Source organism: Burkholderia sp. Ac-20345 (assembly GCF_017104825.1).
In the GTDB taxonomy this organism is placed as follows: Bacteria; Pseudomonadota; Gammaproteobacteria; order Burkholderiales; family Burkholderiaceae; genus Burkholderia; species Burkholderia lata_B.
Genome location: NZ_JAAGPO010000060.1, coordinates 1 through 16,417, shown reverse-complemented (window position 1 = coordinate 16,417; position 16,417 = coordinate 1). Strand labels below are relative to the sequence as shown.

15 protein-coding genes are annotated in these 16,417 nt (G+C 68.3%); 8 read left to right on the top strand and 7 right to left on the bottom strand.

Going from position 1 to position 16,417, the window contains the following annotated elements:
- Positions 1–299 precede the first annotated feature (299 nt).
- Both G3O06_RS21840 and G3O06_RS21835 read left to right on the top strand, forming a co-directional pair.
- Complete coding sequence (locus tag G3O06_RS21840) at positions 300–779, top strand: SRPBCC domain-containing protein (protein ID WP_205817482.1); 480 nt, start codon at positions 300–302, stop codon at positions 777–779.
- Positions 780–792: 13 nt separating this feature from the next.
- Positions 793–1,245 (top strand): nuclear transport factor 2 family protein, encoded by a 453-nt coding sequence (locus G3O06_RS21835; RefSeq protein WP_205817481.1) that lies wholly within the window; start codon positions 793–795, stop codon positions 1,243–1,245.
- A 64-nt stretch (positions 1,246–1,309) separates the two neighbouring features.
- On the opposite strand, the gene G3O06_RS21830 is transcribed toward G3O06_RS21835, so the two are convergent.
- The 4 genes from G3O06_RS21830 to G3O06_RS21815 are packed head-to-tail and all read right to left on the bottom strand — an operon-like array spanning position 1,310 to position 5,440.
- Positions 1,310–2,290 carry an acetyltransferase gene (locus G3O06_RS21830; protein ID WP_205817480.1) on the bottom strand — a complete coding sequence of 327 codons (981 nt, stop codon included), beginning with the start codon at positions 2,288–2,290 and terminating at the stop codon, positions 1,310–1,312.
- Positions 2,291–2,307: 17 nt separating this feature from the next.
- A complete protein-coding gene (locus G3O06_RS21825) occupies positions 2,308–3,099 on the bottom strand; it encodes an SDR family oxidoreductase (protein WP_205817479.1) in 792 nt (263 codons plus the stop codon).
- 41 nt (positions 3,100–3,140) lie between these two features.
- A complete protein-coding gene (locus G3O06_RS21820; RefSeq protein ID WP_205817478.1) occupies positions 3,141–4,334 on the bottom strand; it encodes a sulfotransferase in 1,194 nt (397 codons plus the stop codon).
- Positions 4,331–5,440, bottom strand: a complete 1,110-nt coding sequence (locus G3O06_RS21815) for a DUF1214 domain-containing protein (RefSeq protein WP_205817477.1) — start codon at positions 5,438–5,440, stop codon at positions 4,331–4,333. The genes G3O06_RS21820 and G3O06_RS21815 overlap by 4 nt, the downstream gene beginning before the upstream one ends.
- A 130-nt stretch (positions 5,441–5,570) precedes the next feature.
- On the opposite strand from G3O06_RS21815, the gene cysD reads away from it, so the two are divergent.
- The 5 genes from cysD (at position 5,571) to G3O06_RS21790 (ending at position 12,492) form a co-directional block, all read left to right on the top strand.
- Positions 5,571–6,551 (top strand): sulfate adenylyltransferase subunit CysD, encoded by a 981-nt coding sequence (gene cysD, locus G3O06_RS21810; RefSeq protein WP_174967264.1) that lies wholly within the window; start codon positions 5,571–5,573, stop codon positions 6,549–6,551.
- Entirely contained in the window at positions 6,551–8,473 is a 1,923-nt protein-coding gene (cysN, locus tag G3O06_RS21805; protein ID WP_205817475.1) for a sulfate adenylyltransferase subunit CysN, read from the top strand. The genes cysD and cysN overlap by 1 nt, the downstream gene beginning before the upstream one ends.
- Positions 8,474–8,602: 129 nt before the next feature.
- Complete coding sequence (locus G3O06_RS21800) at positions 8,603–9,790, top strand: helix-turn-helix transcriptional regulator (protein ID WP_205817474.1); 1,188 nt, start codon at positions 8,603–8,605, stop codon at positions 9,788–9,790.
- A 298-nt stretch (positions 9,791–10,088) separates the two neighbouring features.
- The gene (locus tag G3O06_RS21795; protein ID WP_205817473.1) at positions 10,089–11,456 is read left to right on the top strand and encodes an MFS transporter; all 1,368 of its coding nucleotides are present in this window, start codon (positions 10,089–10,091) and stop codon (positions 11,454–11,456) included.
- Positions 11,443–12,492, top strand: a complete 1,050-nt coding sequence (locus tag G3O06_RS21790) for a beta-propeller fold lactonase family protein (protein ID WP_205817472.1) — start codon at positions 11,443–11,445, stop codon at positions 12,490–12,492. Before G3O06_RS21795 ends, G3O06_RS21790 begins: the two co-directional genes overlap by 14 nt.
- Positions 12,493–12,553: 61 nt before the next feature.
- On the opposite strand, the gene G3O06_RS21785 is transcribed toward G3O06_RS21790, so the two are convergent.
- Positions 12,554–13,591: an AraC family transcriptional regulator gene (locus G3O06_RS21785; protein WP_205817471.1), complete on the bottom strand. Its 1,038-nt coding sequence runs from the start codon at positions 13,589–13,591 to the stop codon at positions 12,554–12,556.
- 205 nt (positions 13,592–13,796) lie between these two features.
- Here G3O06_RS21785 and G3O06_RS21780 point away from each other — a divergent pair, with 205 nt between their 5' ends.
- Positions 13,797–14,906 (top strand): fatty acid desaturase, encoded by a 1,110-nt coding sequence (locus G3O06_RS21780; RefSeq protein ID WP_174999535.1) that lies wholly within the window; start codon positions 13,797–13,799, stop codon positions 14,904–14,906.
- 9 nt (positions 14,907–14,915) lie between these two features.
- Here the strand turns inward: G3O06_RS21780 and G3O06_RS21775 are convergent, their stop codons facing one another.
- Positions 14,916–15,536 carry an HAD family hydrolase gene (locus G3O06_RS21775; protein WP_205817470.1) on the bottom strand — a complete coding sequence of 207 codons (621 nt, stop codon included), beginning with the start codon at positions 15,534–15,536 and terminating at the stop codon, positions 14,916–14,918.
- Positions 15,537–15,687: 151 nt separating this feature from the next.
- Positions 15,688–16,417 (bottom strand): hypothetical protein (locus tag G3O06_RS21770; protein WP_205817469.1); only part of this gene is annotated, 730 nt, incomplete at its 5' end.

Below are 16,417 nucleotides of genomic sequence, written 5' to 3'. Positions count from 1 at the left end.
TCGCCTGGTGTCGACGCTCGACGCACCGGCGTGCCCATGCCGCCGCGGTCACGGCAATCGCCCACCCCTGCTGCCCCCGGTGAAACGCCTTAGTCCATTCCGACGATTCTTCACCTCAGGCGCCGGCCTACGCTCGATGTCGGGTGTGCCGCGCTGCGCGGGACGTGCCGGCCCCGAACGCCCCCGCACGTCCCGAGCCGCACCCGTCACGCGCGCCGACCGATACCGGCGCGAATCCTTCCGACCCCCGCGACGCTGCCCGCCACCCGGGTACGCGCGGCTTCATCCGATACGCCGCCATGACCAAACCCTCGAATCTCGTCACCTCGATCACCGTCGACATCGACGCGCCGGCCTCCGTCGTGTGGGAAGTGCTGACCGACTTCCCGCGCTACGGTGAATGGAACACGTTTTGCGTCGGCTTCGAAACAACCGGCAAGCTCGGCGATTTCGTGCACATGCAGGTGCGCATTCCCGGCACGGAGACCGTGATTCCGGTCAACGAGATCCTCGTCGCGTACGAACCCGAACGCCTGCTGTCGTGGGAGCAGCGCCCGACCGACGACAACAAGGACGCCGCGCGCCGCGACCAGTACATCGATGCGACCGGCGCGGAGCGCTGCCGCTACTTCACGACCGACCAGTTCCTCGGCGTCAACGCGGACACGATCATGCAGAACCACGGTGCGTGGGTGAAACAGGGCTTCGACCAGTGCGCACTCGACGTGAAGCAGCGCGCCGAAGCGGTCCATGCGGCACGCCGGCGCAACAGCGCGTGACCGGGAGCCGCCCATGCCCGATCTGCAAACGCTGTCCGACCATCACGACATCCGCGAGCTGGTCGTCGCGTATTCGACAGCGATCGACACGCGCGACTTCGACGCGCTCGACGCGGTGTTCACACCTGATGCCGCGATCGACTATCGCGCGATGGGCGGCATCGCCGGCCGCTATCCGGAGGTGAAGGCGTGGCTGCGCACTGTGCTGCCGCAGTTTCCGCGGTACCAGCACATGGTCGGCAACCTGTCGATCCGGCTCGACGGCGATACCGCGCGTGGCCGCACGATCTGCTTCAATCCGATGGAAGTCGCGCTGCCGGACGGCAGCACGCAGGTGATGTTTCTCGGGCTCTGGTACGTCGATCGATTCGTGCGCACCGCCCAGGGCTGGCGCATCGCCGAGCGTGTCGAGGAGCGCTGCTACGGTCACAACGTGCCGGCCGTGCTCGCGGGCGCGACCGGCTAATCGGGCCACGATGCGCACGCCGTGCGATGGCTGCACGGCGTGCGCGTCATCGCAGCCCGCTGCGTCAATCGAGCCTGAACGCCGCCTCGAATCGCTCGGCGAACGCGTCGAACTCGTCTTCCGGCAGATGGTTGATGCCGCCCGCGCGCTTGCGCCCGCCGCCGGTCGGAAAACCGCGACAGAACTCGTCGGCGCCGAGCGGCCGGCCGTCGGGCACGCGCACGCTGACGACGAGCCCGCCGTCCGCGCGCGGCGACAGCACCGCGAGCGCCGCATGCGGCGCGTCGCGCATCCGCTCGTTCGCGAGCATGCCCGTCGCGCGCCGCGCCCATGGATGATCAGGCATCCGGACCAGCGTCGCACCGGGCACCTCGCGCAGCGGCGCGAGTGCGCACGCACGCGCCATGTCGTCGCGGTAGCCGTCGCGCAGCGCGGCGAACACAGCCGTCTCGCGCACGAAATCGAGCGGATCGACGCAGGGCAGCATCGCGTCGGCGAGCGCCGCCGGGTCGAAATGCAGATCGCCGACACACTCGCCGTACGCGTTGTAGTTCAGGTAGAGCCCGAGTTCGGCGAGCGTGTCGCGTTCGGCGTCGTCGATCCCGTGCTCGCGCGCAAGCGTGCGGCCAAGCGCCGGCAGTTCGTCGCCGAACGCCGCGACGATCGCCCAGCGTACGTGCCGGCCGCCTAGATAACGGTTCACGATCGCGCTCGTGCAGACGTCGGCCGCCGTGTCGATATGCGCGTCGAAGCGCGGATCGTCGGGCAGCTCGCCCGCGAAGTGATGATCGAAATAGCGGACCGTCGCGCCATCGCGCAGCAGTCGCGCGCACGCATCGCGATTCTGGTCGTGCGACACGTCGAGCACGGTGACGATGTCGCCCGCACACGCGTCGATCCGCTCGAGCAGCTTGATGTCGCGCTTCACGCCGGTCACGAGCGCGCCGTGCACGCCCTCCGCGAGCCGCAGCTGCTGAAGCGCGCACAGCCCGTCCGCGTCGCCGTTGAACGCAAAGAAATGTTGTGCGTCGTGGTTGTCCTGCATGTTCCTTTGCTCCGTCGTCAGGGCATGAAATCGCCGCCGTTCGCGTCGAGCGTCGCGCCCGTCACCGCGTTCGCGTAATCCGACGCGAGGAACAGCGCCGCGCGTGCGCAGTCGTCGTCGGTCGGCAGCTTCGCGAGTGCGATGTTCGACGCGATCGGCGCGATGATCTGTTCTTCCGTCATCCCGTACTCGGCGGCCGCCTGCCGGAAATACGTCTGGGTCGGCACGCCCCACATCCACCCCATGTGGATGCTGTTCGCGCGAATGCCGTGCACGCCGAGTTCGCGCGCCAGGTATTTTGCCGCAACCGCAAGCGCGCCCTTCGATACAGCGTAGCCGCCTTCCCCTGCAAACGGCTTGCGGGTCGCCTGCGTGTTGATCATCACGATCGCGCCGCGCTTTTGCCGCTTCATGTGCGGCACGACTTCCTGCGTGAGCGCCATCGTGCCGAACACGTTGGTGTCGAACACCGCGCGCCAGCCATCGAGGTCGGCTTCCTCCACCGGTTCCGGAAACGTGCCGTGCACGAATGCGCTGTTCACGAGCGCGTCGATCCGGCCGAAGCGCTCGACGGCCTGCGTCGCGAGCTGCCGGCATTGTGCACGATCGGTGATGTCGGTCTTCACCTTCAGCACGTCGCAGTCGACGCCGAGTTCATGGATACGCGCTTCGGCGTCGTCGAGCTTTTCCATCGTGCGCGCCGCGACGACGACGCCGCGTGCGCCCTCGCGCGCCGCCTCGACGGCGAGCTTCACGCCGAGCCCTGGCCCGATCCCGGAAATCACGACGATCTTGTCCTTCAGCAACATGGGTTGTCTCCTGGTTGTCGTTGGTCTCGCGAGCCATGCCGTCAGCCGGCCGCCCGCAGGTGCCGCGCGCGATACGCGGCGAAGTCGCGCGCGAGCTGCGCATCGGTGAAGCCGAAGCGCGCGATCGAATAGTCGTGCGCGGCACGCTTGTCGCGGCCGTTGCGCGCCATCCAGTCCGTCATCGCCGTGCGCTGCCGCGCATCGAGCGGCATTCCGGCAAACGCGTATACGGCCTCCGCAACGCCGAGCGGATTCGACACCGTGTCCTCGAAACGCACGTCGAGGAACCGGTCGGCCGGCAGCGCCTCGCGTGCGGCCATCGCCGCGCCGATCGCGCGCGCCATCCCCGCGTTCCACTGCGCGCCGACGGCGAGCGGATCGGGATCGTCCGCATACATCTGCCACAGCGTGTGCGCCATGCTCGCCATCGACGGAATCGTCTGCGCCGGATCGCGGTGCGTCAGCACGACCTGCGCGCGTGGGAACACGCGGCACAGCACGTCGAGCGCATACAGGTGCTGCGGCGTCTTCAGCAGCCAGCGCGCGGCCGGCGCGACACCGCGCTGCGCCTTCTGCCACTGCAGGAACTGCAGCATCCGCTTCAGGTACGTATAGACCGGCGTGAGATCCTGCCGCGCGAGCCACGCCGTGTAGCGCGGCACGTTCGCATACGAATCCATCGCGCACACGAACGAATGCTCCATCAGCATGAACTCCTCGTCGGCGAGCATCGCATCGAGCGGATGGATCGTCAGGATCTGCGGAATGCAGTCGATCATCGTCGCGACCTCGGCCTGCGCACGTGCAATGCGCACCGTCGGCTCGGCAAGCGTCTCGCCCGCGAGCGGCGCCGGGTAGCGGGTTTCCCACCACGCGGCCGTGTGGAAGCGCGGGTCGACGGCCAGCAGCCGCTGCAGCAGCGTCGTGCCCGTGCGCGGCAAGCCGACGATCACGAGCGGATCGTCGATTTCGATCTCCGCGATCTCCGGATGGCGGCGAAAGTAATACTCGACGACGAGCCGGTTCACGAGCTGGCCGACGAGCTTCTCGCGCATCATCTCAGCACCGCGCGCGGACAGGTTCGCTTCGTCGACCAGCGATGCGCACATCACGTCGAGCGCCTCGCGATACGGCCCGTCGCCGAATGCGGTCAGTCCCCCCGTGCGCGACACGGCTTCGGCAATCAACCCGTCGGCTGCGAGCAGCGTGCGGGTCCGGTCACGCGGCGCGTTCATGCGGCCTCCTTCAACGTCGCAAGCTTCACCACCCGCGTGCGCGGATGCACCGGCTGCGCGGCGCCCACCCAGCGCCAGCAGATCGTGCCGGTGCGATGCCCGGCCGTATCGAGCCAGTTCGCGTCGCCCGGCCGCGCGGCCGCGACGACCACCGTCACGCCGCCGTCCGCATTCAGCCGCGCACTGTGCTTGTTCACGCAGATATCGAAGTGCCGGTAATCGAGCGACTCCATCCAGTAGTTGTTGAGCTGCACGTTCCAGAAATCGCAGTCGGGCACCGTGTCGACGTCGATCACGAGCGCTTCGTCGTCGGCCAGCGACCAGCACGAGTGGTAGTAGTAGATGTTCGGATCGCCGCCGACCGACTGGCACAGCGCCTGGTCGGCGGGCGGCAGCGCATTCACGTGCGAACGGTAGCTCGCGGCCCAGTCCGCGAACAGCTTCGACGTCTGCTCGACGAACTGCGCGGCGCGCGTGAGGCCGCCCTGCAGCACGAGCGGGTCGAGCGGCGCCGGGCGATCGTCGGCACCGATGCGCTCGATCTTCAGTTGCGCCGGCGTTTCCGCGCGCCGGTCGAGGAAAGTCTGGCGCACGAGCAGCGCGTTGGTGCCGGGCTCCATGCGTACCCAGTTGCCCGCGCGCGGCGTCTCGCTCAGCACGATCTCGAAGCTGCCGTCCGGTGCGATCTCGAGCTGCTTCGCATCGAGAAAGCCCGTCTGCAGCATCTTGCCGTCGGTCTCGTAGCCGCCCTTCTGCGTGCCGAAGCTCAGGTACGCCACCGTGCCGCGCCGCCCCGTCACGCGGTATTCGCAGCGGCCGTCGAGACGCGCGTACTGGTACAGGTTGTCGGGATTGTCGGCGCCGATCTTCGCGGTCTCGTGCGACGGCGAGAAAAAGCCGGGCCATGCGCCGTCCGCGAACTCGACGTGCATTTCGAGCGCGATGCGCATCAGCCGGCTCAGGTAGCGGAATCCTTCCGCGCGCGTCAGCGGATCGTCCGGCGCCTCGGCGCGCAGGATCTGTTGTCCGCTGCGTTTCAGGGTGTCGCAGAAATCGGCCCAGGTCTGGCCCGAAAGCAATTGCGTGGCACGTGTGTCGTCCGTCATGTGTCGTCTCCGCCGATGGTCGAGCGCTCACCTTAAGCGCCGCCGCCGCGCGCCACTTCGTCCGGGTGGACTAAGGAAAGATCCGCTCCACCGCCGCACCGCGGTTTAGTCCACCCGGACGAAGAGCGGCATGCCGCTCGCTCGATACCGTCGGTGTCATGCACGAAACGCCGCACATGTCGCGCGGCACCGGCATGAAACAAGGAGACGAACGATGTTGACCCACTTGGAGCGGCTGGAGGCCGAAAGCATCCACATCATGCGCGAGGTGGTCGCCGAGAGCGAGAACCCGGTGATGCTGTACTCGATCGGCAAGGACAGCTCGGTCATGCTGCATCTCGCGATGAAGGCGTTCTACCCGGCAAAGCCGCCCTTTCCGCTGCTGCACGTCGATACGACCTGGAAGTTCCGCGAGATGATCGCGTTTCGCGACGAGACGGCCGCGCGCCTCGGCCTCGACCTGCGCGTGCACATCAACCCCGACGGCGTCGCGAACGGCATCAATCCGTTCACGCACGGCTCGGCCGTACACACCGACGTGTGGAAGACGCAGGGGCTCAAGCAGGCGCTCGATCACTACGGCTTCGACGCCGCGTTCGGCGGCGCTCGCCGCGACGAGGAGAAGTCGCGCGCGAAGGAGCGCATCGTGTCGCTGCGCTCGGAACAGCACCGCTGGGACCCGAAGCGCCAGCGCCCCGAACTCTGGTCGCTGTACAACGCGCGCAAGCGCAAGGGCGAAAGCCTGCGCGTGTTCCCGATCTCGAACTGGACCGAGCTCGACATCTGGCAGTACATCCAGCTTCACGACATCCCGATCGTGCCGCTCTACTTCGCGAAGGAACGGCCCGTGGTCGAACGCGACGGCGCGCTGATCATGGTCGACGACGAACGCCTGCCGCTGCGCGAAGGCGAAGTGCCGCGGATGCGCAAGGTGCGCTTTCGCACGCTCGGCTGCTATCCGCTGACGGGCGCAATCGACAGCGACGCGACGTCGCTCGACGACATCCTGCAGGAGATGCGCGAGACGCGCACGTCCGAACGGCAAGGACGACTGATCGACAGCGATTCGGCCGGTTCGATGGAAAAGAAGAAACAGGAGGGATATTTCTGATGGCACACGTACTCACCGCGCCCGACACGCTCGCGCGCCACGCACCCGATACCCGCGCTGCCGACGAAGCGCACACGCCAACCCAGGACCTGCTGCGCTTCATCACGTGCGGCAGCGTCGACGACGGCAAGAGCACGCTGATCGGCCGCCTGCTCTACGAATCGAACATGCTGTTCGACGATCAGCTCACGCAGCTCGAAGCCGATTCGAAGAAAGTCGGCACGCAGGGCGGCGAACTCGATTTCGCGCTGCTCGTCGACGGCCTGTCGGCCGAGCGCGAGCAAGGGATCACGATCGACGTCGCCTACCGCTTCTTCGCGACCGCACGCCGCAAGTTCATCGTCGCCGACACGCCCGGCCACGAGCAGTACACGCGCAACATGATCACCGGCGCGTCGACCGCCGATCTCGCCGTGATCCTGATCGACGCGCGCAAGGGCGTGCTCACGCAGACGCGCCGCCACAGCCATCTCGTCGCGCTGATCGGCATCAAGCGCGTGGTGCTCGCGATCAACAAGATGGACCTGGTCGACTACGACCGCGCCGTGTTCGAGCGCATCGACGCCGACTATCGCGCGTTCGCGGCCGAGCTCGGGCTGGCGGAGATCGTCAGCATTCCGATGTCGGCGCTGCGCGGCGACAACGTGATCGCGCCGAGCGCGCGGATGCCGTGGTACGCAGGCCCGACGCTGATGCAGCATCTCGACACGCTGCCGCTCGCCGCGCGCGTGACGCGCGACGAACCGTTCCGGCTGCCGGTGCAGTGGGTCAACCGCCCGCACCTGAATTTCCGCGGCTACGCAGGCAGCATCGCATCGGGTGAGATCCGTGTCGGCGAGCGCGTGCGCGTGCTGCCGTCCGGCAAGGAAAGCCGCGTCACGTCGGTGATCACGCAAGGCGGTGAAAGCGACATCGCGCGCGCCGGCGATGCGGTGACGCTCACGCTCGCCGACGAGATCGACATCAGCCGCGGCGACATGATCGCGCGCGCGGATGCGCCGCCCGAGGTGGCCGACCAGTTCGAGGCGACGCTCGTGTGGATGCACGACGAACCGCTGCTGCCCGGCCGCCCGTATCTCGTGAAGCTCGGCACGCAGACGGTCGGCGCGACCTGCGCGACGCCGAAGTACAAGATCGACGTGAACACGCGCGAGCATCTCGCGGCGCGCACGCTCGCGCTCAACGAAATAGGCGTGTGCAACCTGAGCTTCGACCGGCCCGTCGCATTCGATCCGTACGACCGCAACCGCCACACGGGCGGCTTCATCGTGATCGACCGCTTCACCAACGACACGGTCGGCGCCGGGATGCTGCACTTCGCGCTGCGCCGCGCGCACAACGTGCACTGGCAGGCCGTCGACGTCGATCGCGCCGCGCGTGCCGCGCAGAAGGCGCAGACGCCGCGCATCGTGTGGCTGACTGGCTTGTCGGGTGCCGGCAAGTCGACGATCGCGAACCTCGTCGAGAAGCGGCTGCACGCGCTCGGCAAGCACACGTACCTGCTCGACGGCGACAACGTGCGGCACGGGCTCAATCGCGATCTCGGCTTCACCGAGGCCGATCGCGTGGAGAATATCCGGCGCGTCGCCGAAGTCGCGCGGCTGATGCTCGACGCGGGGCTCATCACGCTCGTGTCGTTCATCTCGCCGTTCCGCGCGGAACGCGACATGGCGCGCGCGCTGGCCGGCCCCGACGAGTTCGTCGAGGTATTCGTCGACACGCCGCTCGCGGTCGCCGAGGGGCGCGACCCGAAGGGCCTGTACAAGAAGGCGCGGCGCGGCGAGCTGAAGCACTTCACGGGCATCGATTCGCCGTACGAGCCGCCCACGCAGCCCGAACTGCGTGTCGACACGGTGGCCGAGTCGCCGGAAGAAGCGGCCGACCGCATCGTCGCGTACCTGCTGCGCGAGCGCGCGGCGTAAGCGCCGCAGGCGGGCAACCCGGCGGTTGCCCGCCTGCCCGCGTCGCCTACTCCGTTCGGATGACGCGGGCCGCCGGCCGGCCGGTATGCTGGTCCGGGAATCCTTCATCCCGACCAGGAGAACACGAGCATGCCCATCGCGCTGGCGCCCGGCGATCCGGCCGCACATGACGGTTTCGACGACGCGGCGTGGACGGCGCGCGAACTCAGCGCGTGGCTCGGGCTCGTCTATCAGGGCCCGTCGGAAGCGACCCCGTGGGCCGGCTTTCTCGAAGCCGTCCGCGTGCGGCTCGACGCGAGCTTCACGACCCTGGTGCTGCGCAATCCGGGCGGCGCACGGCACGGGCTCATCATCAACGCGTCCGCGCACGGCCCGCTGCTGCCCGGCGAGCCGTCGTACAGCGAGCAGTTCTACGCGCTCTGCCCGTTTCTCGATCAACCGCCCGGCCAGGTTTTCACGGCCGACCGGCTGTTCGGCGAAACTGCGTGGCGCGCGCACGACTTCTATCGGCAGTACCTGCAGCCGCTCGACCTGCGCTACATCCTCGGCGTGAACCTGCGCGGCGAACGCGGCGTCGAATGCGCGTTCTTCGTGAGCCGTGCGCACGGCGGCCGCGATTTCGACGCGGCCGAGCGCGCGCAGGTCGCGACGCTGCTGCCGCACCTGCAGCGGGCGGTCGAACTGCACGCGGCATTCGACGTGCTCGATGCCGAACGCGCACTGTACGCGGGCACCGTCGACCGGCTCGATGTCGGCACCGCGATCGTCGACGAGGACGGCCGCGTGATCAAGCGCAACCGCATCGCCGAACGGCTGATCGAGCAGCAGGACGGGCTGTGCGTGCGCCAGGAGCGGCTCCACGCGTCGTGCCCGCTCGACGAGCGCCGGCTGCAGAAGGCGCTGCAGGCCGCGCTCGAGCATTTCCGCGCGGGCGCGCTCGCGCGCATCGAAGCCACCACGCTGTCGCGCCCCGGCGGCGCGATGCCGTTGAGCGTGCTGCTGCGCCCGCTCGCGCCCTACCGCGGCGCGGAGGACCGCCAGCACCGGCCCGCCGTCGCGGTATTCGTCCGCGATCCGGCGTCGTCGCCGCAGACGTCGCGCGACATGCTGCACCGGCTGTTCCGGCTCACGCCGATGGAAACCGAAATCGCGCTGCTGCTCGTCGACGGGCTCACGCTCGACGAGGCCGCCGCCGCGACCGGCATCACGAAGAACACGGCGCGCGCGCACCTGCGCGGCATCTTCGCGAAAACGGGCGCGACGCGGCAGGCCGTGCTCGTGAAGACGCTGCTCAACAGCGTCGTGTCGATGGCATAGCGGCCGCGACTGCAAGCGCAGGCGGGCTTGCCCGGTCGATGCCCGCGCACACGCGGGTCGCAACCTGGTGTCCAGTGGTTAGCGCATACTCATTTCATGTCATACGTCATCAGACATGAATGAACAATCGACGAATCTCATGAAATTCCCCAATATCTGGGCAATTTCCGGGTAAACCCGCGACGTCTTCATCGGCACTCAGGCGTACCATGTCATACGACGACATACTACACAGACCGCCATCCAGACGCTGACGCGAGCACCCGCTCCGTCCGCCGCCGCCCGACCGGAGACACCCTTGAACCCGCCCTCGCCCGCCCTGCCCGGACGCGACCCGCTCGCGTCCGCCGTCTCGAAAGTGAAGTGGCATGTGCTGCCGCTCGTGCTGATCATGTTCATCACGAACTACATCGACCGCGTAAACGTCGGCTTCGTCGATCGTCACCTCGAAGCGTCGATCGGCATCGGCGCGGCCGCGTACGGCCTCGGCGCCGGGCTGTTCTTTGTCGGCTACGCGCTGTTCGAAGTGCCGTCGAACCTGCTGATGCAGCGCTACGGCGCACGTGTGTGGCTCGCCCGGATCATGGCGACGTGGGGCATCGTCGCGGCCGCGATGGCGTTCGTGTGGAACGACACGTCGTTCTACACACTGCGCTTCCTGCTCGGCGTGGCCGAGGCCGGCTTCTTCCCCGGCGTCGTGCTGTACCTGTCGCAATGGCTGCCGCCGCAGGAGCGCGGCAAGGCGATGGCGATCTTCCTCGGCGGCTCCGCATTCGCGTCGGTGCTGTCCGGGCCCGTCACCGGTGCGCTGCTGTCGATTCGCGGCTTCGGCCTCGAAGGCTGGCAATGGATGTTCCTGATCGAAGGGCTGTTCTCGGTCGCGCTGTGCGGCGCGAGCTGGCTGCTGCTGAAATCGCATATCCGCGACGCGACGTGGCTCACGGCCGAGGAACGCACGGCGCTGCAGAACGCGCTCGACGAGGAGCGCGCGACGCGCGACGTCCGCTCGAACGTGCCGGTGCGCGCCACCGCGCTGCTGCGCGATCCGCAGATCATGCTGTTCTGCTTCCTGTATTTCTCGATCCAGCTGACGATCTATGCGGCCACGTTCTGGCTGCCGACGATCATCCGCAAGATGGGCGGCCTCACCGATTTCCAGGTCGGCCTGTACAACACGATTCCGTGGATGATCGCGATCGGCGCGATGTACGGCTTCGCGGTGCTGTCGTCGAAGTGGAAGCATCCGCAGCGCTGGCTCGCGGTCGCGCTCGTGCTCGCCGCGTGCGGGCTGTTCGCGTCGACGTCGCACGATCCGGTATGGTCGTTCGCGTCGATCTGCTTCGCCGCGCTCGGCTTCAAGGCCGCGTCGTCGCTGTTCTGGCCGATCCCGCAGGGCTATCTCGACACGCGCGTGGCCGCAGCCGTGATCGCGCTGATCAACTCGGTCGGCAACCTCGGCGGCTTCGTCGCGCCGACGGCTTTCGGCTATCTGAAGCAACATACGGGTTCGATCACGGGCGGGCTGTATGCGCTCGCGATCGCTTCGCTCGTCGCCGCGGTCGCCGCGCTGTTCGCGCGCACGCACCGGCGCAGCGATCCGCCGCGCGGCCTGCCGGCCGACGAATCCTTCACGAATGCTTCGATGCTCCGCCATGCCGAACACTGACCGCCTGACCGTCGTCGTCTCGAATGCCGCCGACGGCGACCTTGCCACGTTCTCCCTCGCGGCCGACGGCGCGCTCGCGCCGCTCGCCCGCTACCCGGCCGCCGACGTCGCGATGCCGATCGCCGTGCAGGCCGACCGCGCGCGGCTCTACGTCGCGACGCGCGGCGAACAGCCGACGATCGTCGCGTTCCGCGTCGTGTCGGCCACCGGCGCGCTCGTGCGCATCGGCACGACCGCGATCGACGCCAGCCATGCGTACCTGTCGCTCGACCGCAGCGGCCGCTGGCTGCTCGGCGCGTCGTACGGCGGAAATTCGCTGAGCCTCTACGATGCCGCGCGCGTGCGCGACGGCGACGGCACACCGCTGCAGGTCGCGGGCGGCATCGCGAACGCGCACTCGGTGATCGTGTCGCCGGACAACCGTTTCGCGTACGTCAGTTCGCTCGGCTCGGATCGCGTGTTCAGCTTCGCGCTCGTCGAGGACGCGGCCGGCCTGCGTGTGCTCGAACACGGCGAAACGCGCGTGCCGGCCGGGTTCGGCCCGCGTCACCTGCAATTCGCGGATGACGGCCGTGCGCTCGTCGTCGTCAGTGAATTCCAGGCCACGCTCGCCACGTTCGCGCGCGATCCCGACACCGGCCGGCTCGGCGATGCGCACGTGAGCGCACGCCATCCGGCCATCGCCGAACTCGCGCAAGGTCATGCACGGCCGCCCGCGCCCGTCGAGCCGTCCGTCTGGGCCGCCGACCTGCACCTGACGCCCGACGAGCGTTTCGCGTATGTCAGCGAACGCACGTCGAGCCGCCTGCTCTGCTATCGCCGCACCGAAGACGGCACGTTCGAACCCGCGCACGCGACCGCCACCGAGACGCAGCCGCGCGGGTTCGCGATCGACCCGTCGGGGCGCTGGCTCGTCGCCTGCGGCGAACAGTCGGAATACGTGTCGGTGTATGCGATCGCGCCGGACGACGGCGCGCTGTCGCCGCGCGCGCGCGCGCCGGGCGGGCGCGGTGCGAACTGGGTTGCGATCGTCTGAAGAAGGGACACGTGCGGCATGACTCGGCAGGCCCGCCATGCGGGCCGGTGCATGCCCGCGTTCAGCGCCGCTCGCTCGGCGCGACGCCCGTCCAGCGCTTGAACGCACGCGTGAAATTGGCGCGATCCGTATAGCCGACGCGCGCGGCAATCTCGTCGACCGGCAGCCGCGTACCTTCGAGCAGCCGCAATGCGTCGCGCAGCCGGATCTCGTCGAGCAGCGCCGAATAGGTCGCGCCGTACTCGGCGAGCTTGCGCTTGAGCGTGCGCGCCGACACATGCAGCTCGCGCGCGACGTCGTCGACCGACGGATAGCCGCCCTCGCCGCAGATCAGCAGGTTGCGCACACGCTCGACGATGCTTTCCGCATAGCCGAGCCGCGCGAGTTCGGCCTCGCACTGCTGCACGATCATCTGCGCGGTATGCGCATTCGCGGTGCCGATCGGTTCGTCCAGCAGCGCGGCATCGCAGCGGATGCGGTTCGCGCTCGCGTCGAAATGGCAGCGCGGCAGCCGCGCACGATAACCGTCGAACCACGGCGGCTCGGGCCATTCGAAATGGAGTTCGGCACGCGACTGCAGCGTGCGCCCCGGCACCGGATACAGCAGCGAATTGAACAGCATCGCCGTCTCGACCAGGAAGTTCTCGACCGCGAACTGACGCAGCCGGCCGAGCGGAAACGCTTCGAGCACGTCGATGTCGACGATCCCGTCGAGCTGCGCGAGCCGCACCGAGAAGAACGGCACGCGGGTCGGCAGGTAGCGGATGCCGAGCGAAATCGCCTCGCCGAGCGTCGCGCAGCTCATCAGCCCGAAGCCGATCAGTCCCGCTTTCGTCAGGCTGCTGCGCAGGCCGATCTCGATGGCGATCGACGGGTCGTCCGTCGCGTCGAGCAGGTTGAACACGATCGCCGCCTGCTGCAGCGGCGTGATGCGCGCATCGGGCTGCGCGAGCCGGTCGCGCTCGACGCCCGAGCCGGCAAGCACGCGGCCGCCGTCGATGCCGCGCTCCTCCGCCAGCATCAGCATGAACAGCGCATACGCGGACGACACCGTCGCCTTGTTCAGCTGGCGCGCGGCATCCGGGACGGACAGGACCATGCGGCGGACTCCGGAGCGGTTTCGGCGGATTGTAGCGTCGCTGGCCCCCAATGACACCGGGGTGAGACTCTAGCCGCGCCGGCAGGCCATCGTGGCCCGAAATGACACCACCATTGGCACCCGCGGCCCTCGCGTGCGGCCCGGTGCACGCCTATGCTTGTCCCATCGGCATTGCGCCCCACCCTTTCCGCAGGAATCCCGGTCGATGAGCCAACCCGCACGAACCGCCTTTCGCAACGACGCGGACAAGGTCGCGTATGTCCGCCGCGAGGTCAACGCCGCGAGTGACGCGATCCGCGCGCGCTTTCCGCTGCTCGACAACCAGAACCTCGTCGGCGCGACCGTGATGGCCGTCTCGGTCAGCGCGATGCTCGCGATCGCCTGGCTGTATGCGCGCGGCGCGATCGCGTGGTACGTCGCGCTGCCGCTCGCCGCGTTCGTCACGTCGCTGATCCACGAGCTCGAGCACGACCTGATCCACCTGATGTACTTCAAGAAGACGCCGTGGGCCTATCACCTGATGATGGCGCTGTGCTGGCTCACGCGGCCCGGCACGATCAACCCGTGGACGCGGCGGCGCATGCACCTGCACCACCACAAGGTGTCGGGCGGCGAATCGGATCTCGAGGAATTCGGCATCACCAACGGCGAGCGCTGGGGCGTGAAGCGCCTGCTGATGATCGCGGACGGCATGCTCGCGGTCGTGCTGCGGCCGGCCGCGATGCGCCGCAAGGTGAAGCAGTACGTGGCGGCGCAGCCGGTGCAGGATCCGTCGGAGCGCCTGCAGTTGCGCGTCGAGCAGGTGTCGTCGTACATGCCGGTCGGTCACGTGTATTACGTGCTGTGGCATGCGTTCATCGTCTATCACGCCGGCCTGTTCGCACTGCATGCGTTCGGCTACCCGGTGACGGTGCCGGCCCTCGTCGAGCGCGTGATGAGCGTCGTCGATTTCCTGGCCGTGGTGTGGCTCGGGCCGAACTTCGTGCGCAGCTTCTGCATCAACTTCGTCAGCTCGAACATGCATTATTTCGGCGACATCGATTCACGCAACGTGATCCAGCAGACGCAAGTGCTCAACCCGTGGTGGATGCTGCCGTTCCAGCTGTTCTGCTTCAATTTCGGCAGCACGCACGCGATCCATCACTTCGTGGTGCGCGACCCGTTCTACATCCGCCAGCTGACCGCGCGCACCGCGCATGCGGCGCTGCGTGAAGTCGGCGTGCGCTTCAACGACGTCGGCACGTTTGCGCGGGCGAATCGCTGGGGCGGTTATCGCGCGTCGCGTGGTACGCGCCAGGCTCAGGCGGACGCGTAACGCACCGCATCACTCGCCGATCGGCGGCATCGGCCCTTGCCCGCGGATCCACGACCAGTTCGCGAGCTCGGCCATTTCCTTGTCGCCGCGGCTGTCGCCGTACGCGAACAACTGCTTCGGCGGCCGGTTGCCCCACCACCCGCGCAGCCGCACGACCTTCTGCGGCCCCCAGCAGTTTTCGCCATCGAGCCGCCCGGCGAAGGTGCCGCGCTCGAACGCCAGCCGCGTCGCGAGCACCGCATCGAAGCCGGCCGTCTTCGCCCACTTCTCCAGATACAGCGACGGCGACGCACTCACCAGCACGACCTCGTGCCCGCGTGCCCGATGCTCGCGGATGCGTTCGAGCATTTCCGGACGCACGAGGCCCGGCAGATAGGTGTCGACGAACGTGCGCGCCTGCGCATCGAGCGCGTCCTCGCGCACCGGCCCGAACGCGAACGACGCGAACTTCGCCTTCGCGTCGCCGCGCGACAGCAGCCCGGCCTTCATCGCGACGATCCACGGCAGCGCACACAATCCGGCCCACGCGAAGCGCGGCGTGCCGACCGCGTAGCGGACGAAATGGCGAAAGCTGTCGGTCGTCGTGATGGTGCCGTCGAAATCGAATGCGGCAACGATGCGGTCGGTCATGGAGAATCGGCGGGAAAGCAATGAGATGCCCGGGAAGATAGCAGACTCGCGCCGGTGCACGCGAATTGGCGTGACGCGGCGTGGCCTGCGCAGCGAACACGCGCGCCGCCGCGCGCGCATTCGTGCCGTTCGTTCCGTTCGTGCCGTGCGCTCAGCGCTGCGGCCGCGCCGCCAATGCCGCCGGCAGCACGACGTTCATCAGGTGATCGGCGCGCGACAGCAGATCGGTCACGCGCTCGTCGAGCCCGCGCAATCGCGCGGGTTGCATGCGAATCTGCTGCACCGCCTGCCCGACGATGTTGCGGCGGTCGAACAGCGTGCGCTCGACACCCGCATCGTCCGGGGCGCGCACGACGTCCGACACCGCGCTCAGCGCCGCGAGCACGACCACGAGGTTTTCTTCCGCATGGCGAACCTTCGCGGCGAGTTCCTCGGTACGGCGTGGAAAGAAGCCGAGCGACTGCTTGAGCGCCCCGATCGCCGCACGGTAGTCGACCTGGCCCGACGCCGCGCCGAACCAGCGTTCGAACATGCCGGCCTTGCGCGTCGCCTGCGCGAGCATGCCGGCCATCATGTCGGCCGCGCCGAGTTCGTTGAACTCGCGCGTCGTCGCCGCGACGGCTTCGACGAGGTTGCCTGCCGTCTCCAGCGCACCGTCGCCGATCGTCGCGACCGTCGCGAGCTTCAGCGGCACCAGTTGCCGGATGTGCCGCTCGATGCGCGGCGCGTAGTCGGGGTAAAGATTCGGGAAACTGGCCTGCGCGGCGCGGAAGCATGCTTCGAGCTGCGGATGGTTCGATCCGCCGAACACCGCGCGGCCGACCGCCTCGGCCGGCGCCGTGCGCACGGCCTTGCCGGACGCAGGCGCCGGCCCGAAGTCA